This is a genomic window from Cobetia sp. 3AK (assembly GCF_029846335.1).
Classification (GTDB): Bacteria; Pseudomonadota; Gammaproteobacteria; order Pseudomonadales; family Halomonadaceae; genus Cobetia; species Cobetia marina.
Genome location: NZ_JARWKR010000002.1, coordinates 477926 through 499895, shown reverse-complemented (window position 1 = coordinate 499895; position 21970 = coordinate 477926). Strand labels below are relative to the sequence as shown.

At 62.4% G+C, this 21970-nt stretch carries 14 protein-coding genes and 2 tRNA genes; 6 read left to right on the top strand and 10 right to left on the bottom strand.

Going from position 1 to position 21970, the window contains the following annotated elements:
- Positions 1–23: 23 nt before the first annotated feature.
- Together QD228_RS04630 and QD228_RS04625 are read right to left on the bottom strand one after the other, a co-directional pair.
- A tRNA-Arg gene (locus QD228_RS04630) sits at positions 24–100 on the bottom strand.
- A gap of 87 nt (positions 101–187) precedes the next feature.
- Positions 188–264, bottom strand: a tRNA-Pro gene (locus QD228_RS04625).
- Positions 265–933: 669 nt separating this feature from the next.
- Between QD228_RS04625 and folD the strand changes: the two genes are divergently transcribed.
- A complete protein-coding gene (gene folD, locus QD228_RS04620) occupies positions 934–1803 on the top strand; it encodes a bifunctional methylenetetrahydrofolate dehydrogenase/methenyltetrahydrofolate cyclohydrolase FolD (RefSeq protein ID WP_077374768.1) in 870 nt (289 codons plus the stop codon).
- A 79-nt stretch (positions 1804–1882) separates the two neighbouring features.
- Complete coding sequence (mtnN, locus tag QD228_RS04615) at positions 1883–2593, top strand: 5'-methylthioadenosine/S-adenosylhomocysteine nucleosidase (RefSeq protein ID WP_077375597.1); 711 nt, start codon at positions 1883–1885, stop codon at positions 2591–2593.
- Between the two features lie 104 nt (positions 2594–2697).
- Here mtnN and cysS read toward each other — a convergent pair whose 3' ends face one another.
- Both cysS and QD228_RS04605 read right to left on the bottom strand, forming a co-directional pair.
- Positions 2698–4080: a cysteine--tRNA ligase gene (cysS, locus tag QD228_RS04610; protein ID WP_077375600.1), complete on the bottom strand. Its 1383-nt coding sequence runs from the start codon at positions 4078–4080 to the stop codon at positions 2698–2700.
- A 202-nt stretch (positions 4081–4282) separates the two neighbouring features.
- The gene (locus QD228_RS04605) at positions 4283–5962 is read right to left on the bottom strand and encodes a glutamine--tRNA ligase/YqeY domain fusion protein (RefSeq protein WP_077374771.1); all 1680 of its coding nucleotides are present in this window, start codon (positions 5960–5962) and stop codon (positions 4283–4285) included.
- Positions 5963–6198: 236 nt separating this feature from the next.
- On the opposite strand from QD228_RS04605, the gene QD228_RS04600 reads away from it, so the two are divergent.
- Positions 6199–6693 (top strand): peptidylprolyl isomerase, encoded by a 495-nt coding sequence (locus tag QD228_RS04600; RefSeq protein WP_043331309.1) that lies wholly within the window; start codon positions 6199–6201, stop codon positions 6691–6693.
- Between the two features lie 156 nt (positions 6694–6849).
- On the top strand, positions 6850–7617 hold the full coding sequence (locus QD228_RS04595) for a UDP-2,3-diacylglucosamine diphosphatase (RefSeq protein ID WP_279874574.1): 768 nt from the start codon (positions 6850–6852) through the stop codon (positions 7615–7617).
- Positions 7618–7748: 131 nt separating this feature from the next.
- Here QD228_RS04595 and QD228_RS04590 read toward each other — a convergent pair whose 3' ends face one another.
- From QD228_RS04590 to QD228_RS04580, 3 genes are all read right to left on the bottom strand, one after another.
- Positions 7749–11663, bottom strand: coding sequence for an AAA family ATPase (locus tag QD228_RS04590; RefSeq protein ID WP_136938714.1), 3915 nt, complete (start codon positions 11661–11663; stop codon positions 7749–7751).
- 94 nt (positions 11664–11757) lie between these two features.
- Positions 11758–12459 (bottom strand): tRNA-(ms[2]io[6]A)-hydroxylase, encoded by a 702-nt coding sequence (locus QD228_RS04585; protein ID WP_279874616.1) that lies wholly within the window; start codon positions 12457–12459, stop codon positions 11758–11760.
- A 70-nt stretch (positions 12460–12529) separates the two neighbouring features.
- On the bottom strand, positions 12530–13018 hold the full coding sequence (locus QD228_RS04580; RefSeq protein WP_279874573.1) for a DUF1289 domain-containing protein: 489 nt from the start codon (positions 13016–13018) through the stop codon (positions 12530–12532).
- A 405-nt stretch (positions 13019–13423) separates the two neighbouring features.
- On the opposite strand from QD228_RS04580, the gene acnB reads away from it, so the two are divergent.
- A complete protein-coding gene (gene acnB / locus QD228_RS04575; RefSeq protein ID WP_077375609.1) occupies positions 13424–16027 on the top strand; it encodes a bifunctional aconitate hydratase 2/2-methylisocitrate dehydratase in 2604 nt (867 codons plus the stop codon).
- Positions 16028–16200: 173 nt separating this feature from the next.
- On the opposite strand, the gene QD228_RS04570 is transcribed toward acnB, so the two are convergent.
- Positions 16201–16821, bottom strand: coding sequence for a porin family protein (locus tag QD228_RS04570; protein ID WP_077374780.1), 621 nt, complete (start codon positions 16819–16821; stop codon positions 16201–16203).
- A 332-nt stretch (positions 16822–17153) separates the two neighbouring features.
- On the opposite strand from QD228_RS04570, the gene rraA reads away from it, so the two are divergent.
- Positions 17154–17654, top strand: a complete 501-nt coding sequence (gene rraA, locus QD228_RS04565; RefSeq protein ID WP_077374783.1) for a ribonuclease E activity regulator RraA — start codon at positions 17154–17156, stop codon at positions 17652–17654.
- A 99-nt stretch (positions 17655–17753) separates the two neighbouring features.
- Here rraA and QD228_RS04560 read toward each other — a convergent pair whose 3' ends face one another.
- Both QD228_RS04560 and ppsA read right to left on the bottom strand, forming a co-directional pair.
- Positions 17754–19019: a dicarboxylate/amino acid:cation symporter gene (locus QD228_RS04560; protein ID WP_205632738.1), complete on the bottom strand. Its 1266-nt coding sequence runs from the start codon at positions 19017–19019 to the stop codon at positions 17754–17756.
- A 462-nt stretch (positions 19020–19481) separates the two neighbouring features.
- The gene (ppsA, locus tag QD228_RS04555; RefSeq protein ID WP_255304432.1) at positions 19482–21869 is read right to left on the bottom strand and encodes a phosphoenolpyruvate synthase; all 2388 of its coding nucleotides are present in this window, start codon (positions 21867–21869) and stop codon (positions 19482–19484) included.
- Positions 21870–21970 lie beyond the last annotated feature (101 nt).

Sequence of the window (21970 nt, the reverse complement as noted above, 5' to 3'; positions counted from 1 at the left end):
CATGACAACAATCGCTATCGTGATGGCACGCCCAGCAGGACTCGAACCTGCAACCTACGGCTTAGAAGGCCGTTGCTCTATCCGGTTGAGCTATAGGCGCAGAAACTGATGCTGCGAGTCAACCTCCGGACAAAGCCTTGAATGCGTGTCTCGAAAGACCGAAGTCTTGCGAGGTGCTGCATTCAAATGGTCGGGATAGAGGGATTCGAACCCCCGACATCCTGCTCCCAAAGCAGGCGCGCTACCAGACTGCGCTATATCCCGAAACCGTCTTCAACCGACCGTCGAACCCCGTCGATGCGAGGCGTATTCTACCGAACTTTCGTCTGCGGTCAAGCCCTTACGTGAATTCTTTCCAAAAGAATCGTTTCCCTTCCTGCTGTCACGCCACTGTCATGTCAGCATCCAGTGATACACGCGGGGTGCGCTACCACCGCCATACGGGCACCTCACTCTCGCCCCTACCCTGGCACCGGGCGAGATCAGTGACGACTCACTTCCACTGAGCGGCATCCGTGGCCCGACCATCGGGTCGGAGCTTCTCCTTCTCCTCGAAGCTGATCACGTCGATCGCCCTTTCTACCTCTACCTCTACCTCTACCTCTACCTCTTTCTTTTTCTCTTTCTATTTCTCTTCCTCGATCAGGCATCTCGCGAACGCCTCGTCTGACGGATCCCTGGAAAACTGACAGAAAGGTCTGACAGAGAGAACTGGCTGAGAGAACCGACAGCTGTGGTCTCACGACGTCGAGTTCCAGACTCGTGGGCAATCAGCACCGCTGCCTGCCCACGAGACGCCTCCAAAAGAGGCGATACTTGCATCTGCTTTCGACCAAGGTCGTCATTCGGCGTTGACTGCCAGACAGGGCATGCGAAAATTGTCCCCGGTTTCTCCCCTCCTGCATTTTTGCCTATGAGAAGGAATGATCGCTGATGGCAGCACAACTGATTGATGGCAAGGCCATTGCCGAACGCGTACGCCAACAGGTCGGCCGCCAGGTCGAAGCGCGCCGCGATGCCGGTGAACGAATCCCGGGGCTTGCCGTCGTGCTGGTCGGCGAAGACGCGGCATCCGAGGTCTATGTCCGCAACAAGCACCGCGCTTGCGAGAAGGCAGGCATCCTCTCCACCCAGCACCGTCTGCCTGCTGACACGACCCAACAGGAACTTGAGGCACTGGTCGACTCGCTGAATGACGATGCCAGCATTGATGGCATCCTGGTCCAGCTGCCGCTGCCGGAGCACCTCGACTCACGCCCGATCCTCGAACGGATCCGCACCGACAAGGATGTGGACGGCTTCCATCCCTACAACCTCGGTCGTCTGGCACAGCGCCTGCCGGTGATGCGTCCCTGCACGCCCAAGGGCATCATGACGCTGCTGTCCGAGAGCGGCCTGCAGGTGCGCGGCATGGACGCCACCATCGTCGGCGCGTCCAACATCGTCGGCCGTCCGATGGCGCTGGAGCTGATGCTGGCTGGCTGCACCACCACCGTCTGCCACCGCTTCACCAAGGACCTTGAGAGCAAGGTCCGCCAGGCGGACCTGGTCGTGGTCGGCGTGGGCAAGCCGGGCCTGGTCAAGGGGGAGTGGATCAAGGACGGCGCCATCGTCATCGATGTGGGCATCAATCGCCTCGAGGACGGTTCGCTGGTCGGCGATGTGGAATTCGCGCCAGCCGCGGAGCGCGCCGGCTGGATCACGCCGGTCCCCGGCGGGGTAGGCCCGATGACCGTGGCCTCGCTGCTGGAGAACACCCTCTTCGCCGCCGAGCTGCACGACGCGCGCCTCACCGCCGAGTAACCCCCTCGCCCTTCTCTCTAGCTCGTGATGGAGGCCCGACATGAACGGGCCTTCATCGCGTCTGACTCAGGATCGCATCATGACCCTCAAGACTCTTGGCATCATCGGCGCCATGGCCGAGGAAGTGGCCATTCTCGCCGAGCGCCTGGAAGACAGCACCACCAGCACCCACGCCGGCTCCACCTTCCATGTCGGCCAGCTGCACGGAATGAAGATCGTGCTGCTGCAATCCGGTATCGGCAAGGTGAATGCCGCCGTCGGTGCCTGCCAGATGATCGAGCGCTACCAGCCGGATGCCATCATCAATACCGGCTCGGCCGGTGGTTTCGCGTCTGATCTCGAGATCGGCGATGTGGTCATCTCCAGCGAAGTGCGCCATCACGATGTCGATGCCGTGGTCTTCGGCTATGAGCACGGACAGGTGCCGCAGATGCCGGCGGCCTACCCGTCAGCCCCTGAGCTGGTCAAGGTCGCGCGCGAGTGCGTCGAGGCCCAGGGAGAGATCAAGGCGCGTGAAGGCCTGATCTGCACCGGCGACATCTTCATGTCCGACCCGGAACTGGTCGCGCTGACCCGCTCACGCTTCCCGAGCATGCTGGCCGCCGAGATGGAAGCCGCCGCCATCGCCCAGACCTGCTACCTCTACGACATGCCGTTCGTGGTCATCCGTGCGCTGTCCGACATCGCCGGCAAGGACAACAACAGCCAGTCCTTCGAGGAATTCCTGCACGTGGCCGCACGCCAGTCCTCGCGCATGGTCGATGCCATGGTCAAGCGACTCGCCAGCTGATCGCAGACGGCTCGAAAGCGGTGCTGGTCGACAGCGCACAAAAAACCGCCGCCCCTCATGGGGCGGCGGTTTTTTCATGCTGACATCGCATCACGCCAGTGACATCAGCCTTCCAGCACCCAGGTCGTCCCCTCACGGGAGTCCTTGAGGATGATGCCCTGTGCGGCCAGCTCGTCACGGATGCGATCCGCCCCCGCGAAATCCTTGGCCTTCTTGGCGGCGGCACGCGCCTCGATCTGCGCCTGGATCTCGTCTTCAGACAACGCCAGTGCCGCAGTATCGCCCTTGAGGAAGACTGCCGGGTCCTGCCCGAACAGGCCCAGCAGACCGCCCAGCGAGATCAGCTCGAAGGCCAGCGCCGGTGCCTGCTGCGGTGCTTCCTTCTTGGCACGGTTCAGCTCGCGTGCCAGCTCGAACAGCACCGACAGCGCACCCGCCGTATTGAAGTCGTCATCCATGGCGGCCACGAAGCGTGCCCGCCAATCGCCTGACACCTCGCCTTGCTCGGGCGTGACAGTCTCGAGCGCATTGTAGAAGCGCTCCAGCGAGCGACGCGCCTCATCCAGCGAGTTGGCTTCATAGCTGATCGCGCTGCGATAGTGGCTGGCCACCAGCAGGTAACGCACCACTTCCGGGTTGTGCTGCTCCAGCACGTCACGAATGGTGAAGAAGTTGCCCAGCGACTTGGACATCTTGTCCTGACCGACACGCACCGCGCCGGCATGCATCCACACGTTGGCGTACTGCTGGCCCGTGGCGGCCTCGGACTGGGCGATCTCGTTCTCGTGATGGGGGAAGGTCAGGTCCGGCCCGCCGCCGTGGATATCGAAGGTGTTGCCCAGGCAGCAGGTCGACATCGCGGAGCACTCGATGTGCCAGCCGGGACGGCCCTCCCCCCAGGGCGATGGCCAGCTGGCCTCGCCCGGCTTGGCAGCCTTCCACAGCACGAAGTCGAGCGGATCTTCCTTGGCTTCCTCGACCTCCACGCGCGCACCGGACTGCATGTCATCGAGCTGACGGTTGTTGAGCTTGCCGTAGCCCTCGAAGCGGCGCACACGGTAGTAGACATCACCGTTGCTGGCCGCGTAGGCAAAGCCCTTGTCGATCAGCGTCTCGGTCATCGCGATGATGTCAGCGATGTGCGCGGTGGCACGCGGCTCGAGATCAGGACGCAGAATCCCCAGGCGCCCTTCATCTTCATGCATCGCCTGGATCATGCGCTCGGTGAGCGCATCGAAGGCCTCGCCATTCTCGTCGGCGCGCTTGAGGATCTTGTCGTCGATGTCGGTGATGTTGCGCACGTAGGTGACGTCATACCCGCGCGCACGCAGGTAGCGCGTGATGACATCGAAGGCCACCATCACACGCGCATGCCCGATGTGACAGAGGTCATAGACCGTCACGCCACAGACGTACATGCGCACCTTGTTGCCTTCCAGTGGCACGAAAGGTGCCTTGGTCCGGCTCAGGGTACTGTAGATCGACAGTGTGCTCGCGGCATCTTCGAGTGGAATCATTCAGTCATCGCCCTTGGCTACTTTGCCGACAGACACCTGTCAGCCTTTCAAAATGGAACGGCCCGCAGGCCGGTCATGCAACTTCGTCACAGAAGGTACAGGATCAGACTGCGGGCCGTGAAGCAGGTCACGAAAGCGTGACGACAGGACTCCCGCGGGAGCCCGCCGACCATCACCCCTTCTTCTGTGCCTTGGCCCAACCGTCCTTCAGGCTGACGGTGCGGTTGAAGACCAGCGCGCCATCGACGCAGTCATGACGATCCGCCACGAAGTAGCCGATACGCTCGAACTGGTAGCGCGTTTCCGGCGCGGCATCGCGCAGACTCGGCTCACCGAAGCCCTTGACGATGCTCAGCGACTGCGGATTGAGGTGCTCAAGGAAGTCGACATCCTTGTCACGGTCCGGCTCGGCTTCCAGGAACAGATTCTCGTACTGACGCACCTCGACCGGCACCGCATGCTCGGCGCTGACCCAGTGGATGACACCCTTGACCTTGCGGCCTTCCGGGTTCTTGCCGAGGGTATCGAGGTCGACACTGCACCGCAGCTCGACGATCTCGCCGGCGTCATCCTTGATCACTTCATCACAGCGGATGACGTAACCGTTGCGCAGACGCACTTCCTTCTCGGGCGCGAGACGGAAGAACTTCTTCGGCGCGTCTTCCATGAAGTCATCCGCGTCGATCCACAGCTCACGGGTCAACGGAATCTGACGCGTGCCCATGTCATCACGCGCCGGATGGCCGGGGACCTCGAACACTTCCTCATGGCCTTCCGGCAGGTTGGTCAGCACCACCTTGAGCGGGTTGAGCACGCACATGGCACGCAGCGCGTTGTCTTCCAGGTCAGAGCGAATGGCGTGGTGCAGCATGCCGATCTCGACCATGCCGCCGTCAGCACGGCTCACGCCGATCATGTCGCAGAACTTGCGGATGGAAGCCGCGGTATAGCCACGACGACGCATGCCGGAGATGGTCGGCATGCGCGGATCATCCCAGCCATCGACCACGCCTTCATCCACCAGCAGCTTCAGCTTGCGCTTGGAAGTGACGGTGTAATCCAGGTTCAGACGCGCGAACTCGATCTGACGCGGCGTGCTCGGCACCGGCAGATTGGCGAGGAACCACTCGTACAGCGGGCGGTGGTCTTCAAACTCCAGCGTACAGATGGAGTGCGTCACGCCTTCCAGTGCATCGGATTGACCGTGGGTGAAATCATAGGACGGATAGATCTTCCACTTGTCGCCGGTCTGATGGTGGCTGGCATGACGGATGCGGTAGAGGATCGGGTCGCGCAGATTGATGTTGGGCGCGGCCATGTCGATGCGCGCACGCAGCACCTTCTCGCTCTCGCCGAACTCGCCCTTCTTCATGCGCTCGAGGAGATCGAGATTCTCCTCGGGGCTACGCTCACGATACGGGCTGGGACGTCCCGGCTCCTTGAGCGTGCCACGGTATTCACGGATCTCGTCCGGCGAGAGGTCATCGACATAGGCCTTGCCTTCGCGCACCAGGTGTTGGGCCCAGGCATAGAGCTGATCAAAATAATCGGAGGCGAAGCGCACCTTGCCGGCCCACTCGAAGCCCAACCACTCGACGTCTTCCTTGATGGCGTCGATATAGGCCTGCTCTTCCTTGGCCGGGTTGGTGTCATCGAAGCGCAGGTGACAGTCGCCACCGAGCTGTTGCGCCAGACCGAAGTTCAGACAGATCGACTTGGCGTGCCCGATGTGCAGGAAGCCGTTGGGCTCCGGCGGGAAACGCGTGACAACCTTTTCGGCGCGGCCGGCGTCGAGTTCTTCGCGGATCTGGTTCAACACGAAGTTCGGGGCGCTCTGGGTCTCGGTACTCATGAAGTTTCGCTGCACCTCTGTGTGGTTCTTGGGCGTCGTGTTCCGGGACGTCACGGGGACTGGCACTGGGTAGCAGGCGATCGTGACGCGCGCTGGCGTGCGTCTCCGGGGCCTGCCGCCCCCTCAGGCTTTCGTCTCAGGATACAAAGCCGCTATTATAGCGCGACGCCCGCAGGCGATGCCATGAGGCCCCGCCTGCCTGACACTTGAGCAAGACAGATGACCGGGAAATTCGCATGATCGTTCTTCACACCAACTACGGCGACATCACCCTCGAACTCAACCACGAGAAGGCCCCGAAGACTGCGGCCAACTTCGAGCAATACGTGCGTGAAGGCCACTACAGCAACGTCCTTTTCCACCGCGTCATCCCGGGTTTCATGGTTCAGGGCGGTGGCTTTGACACCGACTTCAACCAGAAGCCGACCAACGGCGTGATCGAGAACGAAGCCGACAATGGCCTCAAGAACGACCGCGGCACCGTGGCCATGGCACGTACCATGGATCCTCACTCCGCCAGCGCCCAGTTCTTCATCAACGTCAATGACAACGACTTCCTGAACTTCACCAGCAAGACTAGCCAAGGCTGGGGTTACTGCGTGTTCGGCAAGGTCGTCGAAGGCATGGACGTGGTCGAGAAGATCGAGGCGGTCAAGACCACGCGTCGCGACGGCCACGCCGACGTGCCGGCAGAAGACGTGATCATCACCAGCGCCGAAATCACCGAATAAGCGATTTCCGCTGATCGCGCCTCACCGCGTACCTGCCGCCCGGCCTTGCCTCGTGATATCGAGCGTCAGGCCGGGCGGTTTGCGTTGCTCTCTCACTCGGCCTCTTCCGTCGCCTGCTGCGCATGACGACACCCGCCCCGACCCGTGGACCTGACCATGACTGCCACCACCCTGTTCATCTCCGACCTGCACCTGCAGCCCGAGACTCCCGAGATCGCCCAGGGCTTTCTCGACTACATGGCGCGCCTGGCGACCTGCGAACCTGCGGTGGATCGCCTCTACCTGCTGGGGGATATCTTCGAGGTATGGGTCGGCGATGATTATCGCGACGACTTCACCCAGCGCATGAGCGAGGCCATGCAGCGCGTCTCGGCCCGCGGCACCAGGCTCTACTTCATGCACGGCAATCGCGACTTCCTCATCGGCGAGACCTTCGCGGCCGAGGCCGGCGTGACCCTGCTGCCCGACCCGAGCGTGATCGAGCTCGACGGCGAGCGCGTGCTGCTGATGCATGGCGACAGTATGTGTACCCGCGATGAGGCTTACATGAAGTTTCGTGCCATGACGCGCGACCCTCAGTGGCAGGCACAGATTCTGGCCATGCCGCTGGAGCAGCGACTGGCGCTGGCCCAGTCACTGCGCATGCAGTCCGGCGAGACCAACAGCGAGAAGGATGAGGCGATCATGGACGTCACGCCCGAGGAAGTGATTCGCGAGATGCGCGAGCACGGCGTGCGCACCCTGATCCACGGCCACACCCATCGCCCGGCGGTACATGAACTCGAGATCGATGGCGAAGCGGCGCGCCGTATCGTGCTGGGCGACTGGCGCCCCGATACCGCCTTCGACATCATTGCCTGCGGCCAGGGACCGACCCTGCGGGAATTCGCATTGCCACTGAGTGATGCGATCACCCACGGCTGATCGCTCGCAACGCCCATGAAAAGCCCCCGTTGCCTTGAGTGGCAACGGGGGCTTTTCCTTGTCCAGCCTCGGCTTTCGAAGCGACTGGCGCCGTTCAGAGTCTGCTCAGCCCGGAGCGCCGGGCGTGCGCGTCAGGCCGGCGAGGACGCCTTGCGACGCGCACGCCCTTCCACCGCCTCCACCAGCTGATGCCACCCCAGTACCGCGGGTGCATCCGTTGCCGGCAGCTCATCCAGCAGTGCCTTGAGGCGCTCGCAGCGCTCGGTATCCTGCGCATCGACCAGCCTCAACCAGGCAGCGAGCCCCATTGCTTCATGATGCGGATTTTCCTGCTCGATGGAGTAGGCCAGGCCCTGCTCGATCAAGGAACGCACCTTCTCGCTCGGCAGACCTTGAGCGGCACGCAACGCGGCCACCAGGTAGCTGACCTCTGCCAGATAGAAGGAGTTGCGCTCCTGAGCCACCAGCAGCACCTTCTCCATGTACTCTTCGGCCGCCGAATGCTCACCCAGCGCCATCACGGCATCCATGTACCAGAGATTGGGCCGCTGATGCCGCTCACGCCCGGTCAGCTCGGCGAACTCGTTGATGCTGGACTGCAGCATCGCGAGCCCGTCGCGGTCGCCGTTCATCGCCCGCGCCCAGCCAAGCACGCCATGCGCCGCCATGTGCCAGAGGTGCAGATCCGCGGAGCGGGTCAGCTCCAGCGCCCGCTCGGCACGCTGGGTGGCCAGATGGGTATGGCCCAGCTGACGATAGAGCGAGGTGGAGAACATCAACGCCATGGCCAACGAGCCCGGCTGACCGATGGCCTCCGCCATGCGGATGGCCGCCTCGGCCTGCTGCTCGGCCTGCACGTAGTCAAAGCGCAGGCAGGACGTCCAGCTCTGCAGACATGCCGCTGCCACCTGAGGGTGATCACTGAACGGCAACCATTCGAGTACCATGGGATTGTGGACCGGATCGATCTCATCGAGATGCTCACCTGCCACGCGTACGCGACCGGCCCAGAATTCGCAGTGTGCCCGCGCATAGTCGGCCAGACGACGATAACGGCCATCCGACAGCTCTTCCGCCAGATCACTCAGGCCCGAGGCCAGCGCGAAGGCATCCGCATGCGCATGGCGCTCACTGCAACCGACCCACAGTCCCCACTTCACGATGAAGGCCTGCTCGAGATCCGGCTCATCATCTTCCAGCAGCGCCGGACTGTTGAGCAGATTGCGCGCCTGCACGAAGCTCTCGTGCGCGATGCGGGAACCATGCCCTTCCAGCGCGAAGCCGGCCTGGCCGCGTACGGTCAGCAGGCTGACCTCACGCTCCTCCTGCCCTTCGACATGCTTGAGACACGCCAGACCACTGTCGGCCATCTTGAGCGCGGTACGGTTGGCGCTGATCTTGAGCGCTTCACGTGCCGACAGCTCGAAATAGCGCGCAGCACGACTGAAGTTCTGTGACTTGCGCAGATGGACGGCGAAATAGCCGGGGTGACGGCTGATCCAGGCAGGATGCTTGTCCTCGATGAGAGCCACGACCTGCAGGTGAATGCGGCGACGCACGTCACGCGGGCAGGACAGATAGGCCGCTTCCTGGATCAGCTGGTGGGTGAACTGGTAGTCGAATTCACTATCGTTGCCACAGGCCTCGATGATCTCCAGGCGCTGCATGCTCTCGATGGAACGCTTGAGGCGCCCTTCCTCGAATTCGCAGCTCTGGCGCAGGAAGCTCAGCTTGAAGACACGTCCCAGCACGGCGGCGGCGTGGGCCACATCGCGGCCTTCTTCCAGCTGGTCGATACGGCTGGACAGCAGGCCGATCAAGCCCTTGGGCAGCTCGTCGAGCTGCACCGGACGCCCCTCACGGCGATCCATGTCGAGACGACGACAGATCTCCTGCAGGTAGAGCGGCACACCATCGCAGCGCTCGATGAGCTGGCTGCGCATGCGCGGGCTGAGATGCAGACGATAGCGACGCGACAGATGCGACAGCAGACGCGAGACCTGCATCGGGTCCAGGCGACCCAGCGAGATATGCTGGTCCCAGTTGAGCTTGACGGCAAGGCTGTCGCGGCCGTTGTGGCTGGCCGCCAGCATGAAGCCGATGTTGATGGGCAGGCGCGCCTGCAGTCCCGCCAGCACCTTGAGCGACGGTTCATCGAGCCACTGCAGGTCGTCGATCATCATCACCAGCGGGCGCAGGCTTGCCGACTTCTCGATCACCAGATGCAGCACACGCACCACGCGCTCGACCGTCTCGCTGCTCTGGATCAGGGATTCATCTTCCGAGGCCTCCTCCGCAGTCCCCAGCACCGCATGGAAGGAGCGACGCACGTCCTCGTCGAGAGCCTGCAAGGCTTCGGAGGATTCAAATACCTGTTCGACGCCATCACGATCCACATGACCATCGAGGCGCCAGCGCATCAGGGTGCGCACCACGCTGTAGGGTTCCAGCTGCGAGAGGCGAGTCGTCGGCATCCAGCACAGACCCACGTCCTGACTCTGTTCGAGCTGCCGGAAGTTGACCATCAGGGCCGACTTGCCCATGCCGGAGTTGCCGCTGACCAGCACGCTCTGACGCAGCCCGATACTGGCACGCGCCAGCGCATCGCGCAGACGGCGCAGCTCGCCTTCACGTCCGATCAGTGTCGGCAGTGACGCCTCACGATGCCCCACGCTGCTGCTCAGGACCAACGCGCGCAGACGCACCCGTCCGTCCGCTGCCAACAGGCGTGACGTGAGACGTGGCTGCAGATCCAGTGCGGGAGGCATGTGCTGACTGGCCTCCTGGGAAATCACCAGCTCGCTGCCTTCGGCCGCCGTCATCAATTCCAGGGAATACTGGGTCACCTGGCCAAGCGGGTCGGCCAGCTGACGCTCCGGCAGATAGATGACCTGCCCGGAGTGGAGACCCGCCGACAGCGAGAAGACTGGCGGCTTGCCTTCGCCATCCCAGATCCGCTCGATCTCATCCGGCATCGCCTTGCTGCAGTGCTCATAAAGCGCCACGAGCTCTGCCAGCTGATGGGCCGGGCCATGCGTGCCGAAGCACGCCAGGCCGACGCCACCCGTGGCACCCGGCAGCCAGAAACCGCCCAGGTGGTGGCATTGCTGCTCCAGCCAGCGCAGCAGCTCGATCTGCAGGGTCAGACTGGCGCGGGCCCAGACACGATCACGATGACTGTCCTTGACGCTGAGGCGAATCGCCATGACCGACAACTGACGGTGGTCGATCTCGTCTTCACGCAGCGGCGCGCTGTCCAGCGACAGCGTGCGAGAAATGGCGCCCTGCGGCGTGAGCGCGCCCATCTGCTCGCTCTTGCCATCGGACCAGTAACGGGCCAGCTGCAGGAATCCCGGATCAGGCTGCTGACCGGAGAGTGCCAGCTGTTGCAGGAAGGCATTGAACTGCTCATGCGCCGCAGCCGACTGACCATCTTCCGCGAGCTGACGTACCAGGCGTTCATGGAAGGGGCCATATCCGGAGAAGCGGCTCACCAGGGTCCGCAGCACATCGTCCGGGACCGGCTCATCGGTCGCCAGTACTCGCTCGGCATACTGGATGACGCGCTGACGCCATTCGCCGCGCACCTTGATCATCCAGCGCTGGAATTCCGGGCACTGGGTCAGGGCAAGCTCTTCGACGAGATCGCCCCGGTAGAGTCCCAGCACCTCGTTGAGCGTCGCCACCGAGGGCGGCGCCAGCAACAGGCCGTTGAGCTCGTCGAGATCCAGCTCCCAGTAATCCGGAATCGACAGCGCGATCGTCTGACGTGAGACCGTCAGAAGATTGTCGGCCTCCTCCCCCAGGCTCTGACGCAGGCAATGCAGGGCATGGCGCAGGTTGGTGCGGCCCGAGGACAGCCCCTGATCCGGCCATAGCAGCTCTGCCAGCCCCGCCCGCGAGACGGCCTGATCATGCAGCAGAAGATGCAGCAACAGTGCCTTGACCTTGTCGTAGCTGAACTGCGTCAGCGTGTCATCGCCCAGGGTCAGCTGGAAATGTCCCAGCAGCGCCAATTGAGCTTGACCAGATGTTTCCTGCGTCATGTGTCATCCATTTCAAAGTCGCGAACGAAACGCCAGCCCAGCCATGGCGCCGGAGGTCCCCTGTTCTTGAGCCTTGCCTTGTGTCTGTACTGCCTCAACTCACCTGGCTTGAGGCGTTTTCCACCCGATTCGTGACGGGGATGCCGCTGTGGAAACGGAAGCTGACATCAGGACGCTCGATCAGCTCCTTCTCCACCGCACGCAGTACCGCAAGACGGGATTCCAATGGTTCCTTGCTGTAACGCTCGGCCAACATGAGGTAATCCTCATAATGGCGTCCCTCAGACTTAACCAAAGTGCGATAGAACTTTGCAAGCTCGGGCTCAAGATACGGGATCAGACGCGCGAATCGCTCGCAGGACCGTGCTTCGATCAATGCCCCGATCAGCAGGATATCCACCAGCCGCTGAGGGTCCTCCTTGCGCACCTGCTGACGCAGTCCTTCTGCATATCGGGAAGCCTTGATATGACGATAGACGATTCCACGCCTTTCCATCAGTCCTACCACCTGCTCGAAGTGCAGAAGCTCCTCTCGAGCCAGCTGTGACATCTTGCTCAGCAGCAAGGGGTGGTCCACATAGCGGTACATCAGACTCATCGCGGTGGAGGCCGCCTTCTTCTCGCACTGCGCGTGGTCGATCAGCAACAGCTCAGGATTGTCGAGCGCCGCCTCTACCCAGGCGTGCGGTGTGCGGCAACCGAGAAAGGCCAGCAGGGAGTCCGGCAGCAGTGCATCGGTATCCTCGTTGCTCGGCCCCTGCGGCGCCTTGATGACGCGTGAAAGCTCAGGGGCCATCCGAGCGTCATGCTCATCCGTCGCGAAACGCTCGCGGTCAGTCATCAGGGTCATGCCATCGTCCATCATGTCAGTCTTTTCTCTTGCCAGCGTCATCCTGCGTTGCATCAGGAGGATGACCTGCCGGACTCACTTCATTATTGGCCCGCTTTGCCGCTTCCACCATGATTTCATCGTTTATTCGCGAAAAAAGCTGTTCCGGCTCAAGTTCTTCGCCGCCACTGCACGGCGTGATGCCATAGGCAGAGAGGTCACGGATCCTGGTGCGTCCCACCCGCAGAAGCTCCACCGCACGTGACAGCGCCGACTGATCCTCACGAAAACGAATCCGGTGGCGCGTCAACTGTTCCGCCAGCGCCGCCTCGTCATGCACGTACACCCAGCGCCCGGCGACGTCACTGCGCAGCGCATCCAGCTCGCGCATGCGCTGCGTGCGCTGCTCACTGTCATACCCGAACCAGTCGAGGATCTCCTGGTCATGGCGCTGGCATCCACGACAGACGTTGTCACCCACCGTGGTGGAACACACCCCGACGCAGGGAGAAAGAATACGGCTCATGCTGCCCTCGGCTTGCGGCGAAATTTCAGGAAAAAGGATAACAGCATCATACCGTGCGCCTGCCGAGCTCGACAGCGGTGCACGGAGACCGCAAGGCTCGAGTCACCTCGACGCGACATCGGGCGATGCGAGCCGCGCCATGCCTGAAGCGCGACAAAGAAATGCAATATCAAGCTGTTAAGGTCGAAATGGCGCCCTGGATGACGACCAAAGTCTCAGCCCCCACACGGGGGTGCTCCTTAACATTGTCGACAAAGTTGAGTAGACTCGCGTTCGCCCCGTAGCGCCTGATTCGCTCGCAATAAGACGCTTGAATTACCCGCAAGAAGCCTCGGGATGTCTCTGCCGGTTCGCGTGACGACTGGCACACGCATCTCGACACGATTACAGATGAGGGTCTCCCACGTGCTTGAAGCCTACCGTCAACAGGTTGAAGAACGCGCCCAGCAGGGCATCCCGGCGAAGCCGCTGAATGCAGAGCAGACCGCTGATCTGGTCGAACTGCTCAAGAATCCGCAGGCCGGTGAAGAAGAGTTCATCCTCGACCTGTTCACCAATCGCATCCCGCCGGGCGTCGATGAAGCCGCTTACGTCAAGGCTGGCTTCCTGACCGCCATCGTGCGTGGCGAAGCTTCTTCACCGCTGATCGACAAGACCCACGCCACCAAGCTGCTCGGCACCATGCAGGGCGGCTACAACATCGCCACGCTGGTCGAGCTGCTGGACGACGAGTCCATGGCCAAGGAAGCCGGCGAACAGCTCAAGCACACCCTGCTGATGTTCGATGCCTTCCACGATGTCGCCGAGCGCGCCAAGGCCGGCAACACCGTCGCGCAATCCGTGCTGCAGTCCTGGGCGGACGCCGAATGGTTCCTGTCCAAGCCGGCCCTGGCGGACAAGATCACCCTGACCGTCTTCAAGGTGCCGGGCGAGACCAACACCGACGACCTGTCCCCGGCACCTGACGCCTGGTCACGTCCGGACATCCCGCTGCACGCCAACGCGATGCTCAAGAACCCGCGTGATGGCATCATCCCGCAGGAAGAAGGCGTCATCGGCCCGCTGGCCCAGATCGAGGAAGTGAAGGCCAAGGGCTTCCCGGTCGCCTACGTCGGCGACGTGGTCGGTACCGGCTCCTCACGCAAGTCCGCCACCAACTCCGTGCTGTGGTTCTTCGGTGACGACATCCCGAATGTGCCCAACAAGCGCGCTGGCGGCTTCGTGTTCGGCAACAAGATCGCGCCGATCTTCTTCAACACCATGGAAGATGCCGGTGCCCTGCCGGTGGAAATGGACGTCGAGAAGATGGCCATGGGCGATGTCATCGACATCTACCCGTACGAAGGCAAGGTCTGCCGTCACGACACCGACGAAGTCATCTCCACCTTCTCCCTCAAGACTCAGGTCCTGCTGGACGAAGTGCGTGCTGGCGGCCGTATCCCGCTGATCATCGGTCGCGGTCTGACCGACAAGGCACGTACCGAGCTGGGACTGGACGCCTCTGACGTCTTCCGTCTGCCGGAGCAGCCGAAGGATACCGGCAAGGGCTTCACCCTCGCGCAGAAGATGGTCGGCAAGGCCTGCAACATGGAAGGCGTGCGTCCGGGCATGTACTGCGAGCCGAAGATGACCACCGTCGGCTCCCAGGACACCACCGGCCCGATGACTCGCGACGAGTTGAAGGATCTGGCATGTCTGGGCTTCCAGGCCGACCTGGTGATGCAGTCCTTCTGCCACACCGCCGCCTACCCGAAGCCGGTCGATGTCGAGACTCACCACACCCTGCCGGACTTCATCATGAACCGCGGCGGCGTGTCGCTGCGCCCGGGTGACGGCATCATCCACTCGTGGCTGAACCGCATGCTGCTGCCGGACACCGTCGGTACCGGTGGTGACTCCCACACCCGCTTCCCGATGGGCATCTCCTTCCCGGCAGGCTCTGGCCTGGTGGCCTTCGCCGCCGCGACTGGCGTGATGCCGCTGGACATGCCGGAATCCGTGCTGGTGCGCTTCAAGGGCAAGCGTCGCCCGGGCATCACCCTGCGTGACCTGGTCCACGCCATCCCGCTGTACGCCATCAAGCAGGGCCTGCTGACCGTCGACAAGTCCAACAAGAAGAACGCCTTCTCCGGCCGCATTCTGGAAATCGAAGGTCTGGAAGATCTCACCGCAGAGCAGGCCTTCGAGCTGTCTGACGCCTCTGCCGAGCGCTCCGCCGCGGGCTGCACCATCACGCTGTCCGACGAGAGCGTGACCGAGTACCTGACGTCCAACATCACCCTGCTCAAGTGGATGATCGCCAACGGTTACGGCGATGCCCGTACCATCGAGCGTCGTATCGCCGGCATGGAAGAGTGGCTGGCCAACCCGAGCCAGATGCGTGCCGACAAGGACGCGGAATACGCCGAGATCATCGAGATCGACCTCGACGAGATCGATCAGCCGGTGCTGTGTGCCCCGAACGACCCGGACGATGCGCGTCTGCTGTCCGACGTGGCCGGCCAGAAGATCGACGAGGTCTTCATCGGCTCGTGCATGACCAACATCGGTCACTTCCGTGCCGCCGGCAAGCTGCTCGAGAAGCAGCCGGCCGGTAGCCTGAAGACCAAGCTGTGGCTGGCACCGCCGACCAAGATGGACCAGCACCAGCTGACCGCCGAAGGCTATTACGGCATCTACGGCCGTGCCGGCGCGCGCATGGAAATGCCGGGCTGCTCGCTGTGCATGGGTAACCAGGCACGTGTGGCTGCCAAGTCCACCGTGGTGTCCACCTCCACGCGCAACTTCCCGAACCGTCTGGGCGACGGCGCCAACGTCTTCCTGGCGTCTGCCGAACTGGCCGCCATCGCCGCGGTCATCGGTCGTCTGCCGAGCGTCGAGGAGTATCAGGGCTACATGGGCGAATTCGATGCCATGGCCGGCGAGATCTATCGCTACCTGAACTTCCATGAGATCGAAGAGTTCCAGAACGCCGCCTCCAACGTGATTCCGGTCACTCAGGAAGCCTGATCAGGCGAGGCGCCGGGCTCCAATGTCCGGCGCCTCTCTGGACAGCAGCCGTCACTGGTCACGCCAGAGCTGCCAGCGAGACAACGAAACGGGCCGCCCCATCAGGGACGGCCCGTTTTTTCATGCCTGGCGTTCTCGCCCGCCGCCCGAGACGGCCTGACGACCTGCTCGGCCTAGAACTTGTAACCGACAGAGGCCGTGAAGGCATCTACCTGATAGTCGCTGTCGAAGTCATAACGCTCGTATTCGGCACGGATCAGGAACGGATCGAGATTGACCTGGGCACCAGCACCATAGACCGGGTCGAAGCCGTCATTGTCCTTCAGGTCGACACTGGAATCGCCCAGATTGCCATCGACATCGGTTTCCCACTTGGCCATGCCCGCCTTGGCGAACAGCGAGAAGTACTGGCCGATCGGCAGGATACCCACCACGTTGACGCCGTAGGCCTTGGACTTGAGATCGGTATTGCCGAAGTCATTGCCCTTGAGCTGAACGGTCCCGAGATCCGTATAGAAGGCTTCGGTGGCGAAGTACGGGTTGTACTGATAGCCCACGAAGGCCTTGTAGACGTTGTCGTCATCATCCACGTCGAAGTCATCGCTGCCGGAGTCGATGAAATCGCCGGCCTCATCGGAATCATCGTTCTTCAGGCTGGAAAAACCGGTACCGGCACCGATATAGAGCCCTTCGGTGGCATTGCCTGCCGCCTGGGCGTGACCACTGAGCGCCAGAGCGAGAGCGGCGAAGGAAACGGTGGCCAACGGGGCGGCCAGAAGACGTGACTTGCTCATGTGTTGCTCCTTGATCCAATGGGCGGCACAGGCGGATACCTGCCAGAGGCAGTCTGGTTCAACGTCGCCTGCCATGGGTGCAGGAGCATCGTGGTAGATATCGAACGGTGTTTCAAGAGTGGCGTTTTCACTACTTCCCACGTCGCCAGTCAGCAACATGCCCTCGTGACCCTCCCGTCCCTCGCTTGCACGCGCCCGAGGCCCGCTTAGCCCTTCGCACAGGTGCAAAGCCTTGGCGTATCGGGCATTCTCGACGTTGTGGCATTGCAGCAATCGCCAGCGCTCCGTCCCCAAGCGACCCTCACCGGGCCGCCCAGCACAAGGAATCCGACATGACGCACTCCATCTCCACCCCCGATCTCTGCGATGAGTTCCCTGATGTGCAAGTCCTCGAGCCCCTGTTCATCAACTACGGCGGCGTCGAGTCCTTTGGCGGCGAAGTCGTGACCATCAAGTGCTTCGAGGACAACTCGCTGGTCAAGGCGGCGGTCGCGGAACCCGGTGCAGGGCGCGTGCTGGTCGTCGATGCCGGTGGCTCGATGCGCTGCGCCATGCTGGGCGACATGCTTGCCGAGCAGGCCGCCAAGAGCGGCTGGGCCGGCGTGATCATGTATGGCTGCATCCGTGATGTCGACGAGATCCACGCCACCCAGCTCGGCGTGCAGGCACTCGGCTGCTATCCGCGTCCCAGCATCAAGCGTGGCGAAGGCCAGCGCGATATCCCGGTCACCTTTGCCGGTGTCACGATCGTGCCGGGCGACTTCCTCTACGCCGACAACAACGGCATCGTCACCTCGAAGGAAGCCCTGATTCGCACCCAGCCGACGCCCTGACCGGTTCCCGATCACCGGTCGAACCGTTCAAGCCCCCAATGAAAACGCCCCCGCAACCGTTCTGGCTGCGGGGGCGTTTTCCTGTCAGTCGTGTCTGTCTCAGCGCACGCTGACCGGCTCACCTGATGCGGTGTCCTGGCGCTCGGCGACCGCATCATCGGCACGCGCAAAGCGATCCACCACGGCGGCGCAGGCCGCGTCACCGGTGATATTGAGCGCGGTACGCGTCATGTCGAAGATACGATCCAGCGCGAACAGCAGCGGCAGGCCCTCGATGGGAATGCCGGCCGCCAGCAGCACGGCAACCACCAGGAACGACGGCCCCGGCACGCCAGCCTGACCGATGGCACCCAGGGTTGCGGTGAACACGATGGCGGCGTAGGCGGAGAAGCCGAGATCGACGTTGAAGACCTGGGCGAAGAACATCGCCACCAGCCCGTAATAGATGGCGTTGCCGCTCATGTTGATGGTCGCGCCCAGCGGCAGCACGAAGGCCGTCGTGGCGTTCTTCAGGCCCAGCTCCTTCTCGCAGACCTCCATGTTGACCGGCAGGGTCGCCATGGAGGACGCCGTGGACAGCGCGACGGCCTGCGGCTTCTTCATCACCGACAGGAAGCGACCCAGCGGCACGTCAGAGCCGAACTTGACCACCAGCGGGTAGAACACGAAGCCATAGATGAGGATGGCGCCCATGTAGACGAGGAACAGCTTCATCACCAGGGTCAGCACATCGAAGCCGAAGGTGCCGACGGCATCCGCCATCAGACCGAAGACGCCGATCGGCGCGATCAGCATCACCACATTGATCATCCACACGAAGGCCTCGATCACGGTATTCAGGCCTTCGATCAGCGGCTTGCCACGCTCGCCGGTCTTAGACAGGCCAATGCCGAGAAACAGGCAGAACACCAGAATCTGCAGGATGTTGGCATCGGTGAGTGCGCCGAAGATATTGGTCGGCACCATGCCCAGAATGGTATCCATCACGCCCGGCACGCTGCCCTTGTCGGCGTAGGCGTTGGAGAACATGCCCTTGGCGCTTTCCAGATCCACCCCACTGCCCGGCTGGAACACATGCCCCATCACCAGCGCCAGCATCACCGCCACGGCTGAGGTGAGCATGAAGAAGGCGAAGGTGGAGAGACCGATCTTGCCGGCAGAAGGGCTATCGCCCAGATTGGCGGCTCCCGACACGATGGAGACCGCGATCAGCGGTACCACCAGCATCTTGATCAGGTGAATGAAGAGCTCACCGAGTGGCGCGAACATCGCGGCGCTCTCGCCCATGTAAGCGCCTACACCAGCGCCCAGTATCATGGCGATGACTACCTGGACGCCGATGTTCTTCCATAAAGACTGTTTCACGTTACGACTACCTTGGATTGTGTCTGAAAGGTCGGTTGTTGCGTGCCACCGCATTGCTGGCTACCGGTGAGGCCTGCCGTCATGGTCACCATGGATTCATAGCTACCATGGAGTCATAGTCACCATGGATATTGTGGTCAGCGGGGTGGCTGGGATTATAAATGACTGCCTTTTCCACACGAGGCAGGATGATCATCATTTAGTCGCGGATTCGAGATCATTTTGTTGCTATTTGTTACGAACTGACATGCTTCTGCCGGTTTCTACACCATTGGTCTAGTGTCGCGAGCTGACCATCCATTCAGTTTTCGGGCGAGAAAATGAAAAGCGCCCACCGCACATGATGTGCAGTGGGCGCTTGATCAGCCGGCGACTGGCGCCAGCATCTGGTAGTGCGCCAGCCTAGGGCCTCTCACTGGGTCAGATACCGAGGCTGGGCATCACATACGCTCGCGAGCGGGATCAGGCCAGTTCCTTGTCCGCCAGCATGAACCAGGTTTCCAGCACGGAATCCGGGTTGAGGGAGACGCTGTCGATGCCCTCTTCCATCAGCCACTTGGCCAGCTCCGGATGATCCGACGGCCCCTGGCCGCAGATGCCCACGTACTTGCCCTGCGCCTTGCAGGCACGGATCGCCATCGACATCAGCTGCTTGACCGCCGGGTTACGCTCATCGAAGAGGTGAGCGACGATGCCGGAGTCGCGATCCAGCCCCAGGGTCAGCTGGGTCAGGTCGTTGGAACCGATGGAGAAGCCGTCGAAGTGCTCGAGGAACTGATCCGCCAGCAGCGCGTTGGTCGGCAGTTCGCACATCATGATGACGCGCAGACCGTTCTCGCCACGCACCAGGCCATTCTCGCCCAGCAGCTTGATGACCTGTTCCGCCTCGCCGGTAGTCCGCACGAAGGGCACCATGATCTCGACGTTGGTCAGCCCCATCTCGTCACGCACACGCTTGAGCGCACGGCATTCCAGATCGAAGCAGTCGCGGAAGGTGTCGGACACGTAGCGCGAGGCGCCACGGAAGCCCAGCATCGGGTTCTCTTCGCCCGGCTCGTACATCTTGCCGCCGATCAGGTTCTCGTACTCGTTGGACTTGAAGTCCGACATGCGCACGATGACCTTCTGCGGGTGGAAGGCGGCCGCCAGGGTGGAGATGCCCTCGACCAGCTTGTCGACGTAGAAGTCGACCGGACTTGCGTAGCCGGCGGTGCGCGCATCGATGGTCTGCTGCAGGTCGATGGGCAGGGTGGCGTAGTCAAGCAGCGCCTTGGGGTGCACGCCGATCATGCGATTGATGATGAACTCGAGACGCGCCAGGCCCACACCGGCATTCGGCAGACGCGAGAAGCTGAAGGCGCGGTCCGGGTTGCCGACGTTCATCATGATCTTGAACGGAATCTCCGGCATCTCGTTGACGCTGGTGACGGTGCGATCGAAGTTGAGGATGCCGTCATAGACATGACCGGTATCGCCTTCGGCGCAGGAGACCGTCACTTCGCGGCCTTCGGCGAGCACCGAGGTGGCATCGCCACAGCCGACGACGGCCGGGATGCCCAGCTCACGCGCGATGATCGCCGCGTGGCAGGTACGGCCGCCACGATTGGTGACGATGGCGGAGGCGCGCTTCATGACCGGCTCCCAGTCCGGGTCGGTCATGTCGGTGACCAGCACGTCGCCGACCTGCACCTTGTCCATCTGCTCCGGGTTGTCGATCACGCGTACCGCGCCCTGGCCGATACGCTGGCCGATGGCACGCCCCGTCACCAGGGTCCGGCCCTTCTCGCGCAGCTGGAAGCGCTCGAGATTGCCGCCCTCTTCCTGGCTGACGACCGTTTCCGGACGCGCCTGGACGATGTAGAGCTTGCCGTCATCGCCGTCACGCGCCCATTCGATGTCCATCGGACGCTGGTAGTGCTTCTCGATGATCATGGCCTGGCGCGCCAGTGCCTCGACATCGGCGTCGCTGATGCAGAAGCGATGACGCTCCGGTACCGGCACGTCGACGGTCGCCACGGAACGCCCGGCGCTGGTGTCGTCGGTGTAGACCATCTTGATCAGCTTGGAGCCCAGGTTACGGCGCAGCACCGCCGGGCGCCCGGCGGCCAGCGTGGTCTTGTGGACATAGAACTCGTCAGGGTTGACCGCGCCCTGTACCACGGTCTCGCCCAGGCCCCAGGAGCCGGTGACGAAGACGGCGTCGCGGTAGCCGGATTCGGTATCCAGAGTGAACATCACGCCGGAAGCGGCCGTCTCGGAGCGCACCATCTTCTGCACGCCGGCAGACAGCGCGACCAGCGAGTGATCAAAGCCCTTGTGCACGCGGTAGGAGATGGCGCGGTCGTTGAACAGTGACGCGAACACCTCGTGAACCGCACGCTTGATGTTGTCGAAACCTTCGATGTTGAGGAAGGTTTCCTGCTGACCGGCGAAGGAGGCGTCCGGCAGGTCTTCCGCGGTGGCGGAGGAGCGCACGGCGACCTTCAGGTTCGGGTGTCTGGCCTGCAGCTCGGCATAGGCACGTTCCATCTCGGCCTCGAAGGCCGGCGGCAGCGGCGTATCGATGATCCACTGACGAATCTCGGCACCGACGCGCGCCAGTTCGACCACGTCATCCACATCGAGAGCATCGAGGGCGGCATTGATACGCTTGTCGAGGCCTTCGTGAGCCAGAAACTCGCGATAGGCAAAGGAGGTAGTCGCAAAGCCGCCGGGCACGGTGACACCGGCATCGGCCAGATTGGAGATCATCTCACCGAGCGAGGCGTTCTTGCCGCCAACGCGATCAACATCGTTCATGCCGAGCTGATCGAAATCGACGACGTATTCGGATGTGGCTTGCTGTGACAAGGGAACCCCCTGGTACCAATGGATGGAAACGAATGACCGATGGAGGACGTTTAACCGCCTTCCGTTCAGCAATGACGCCACCCTAACAAGCTCTCTCTAGT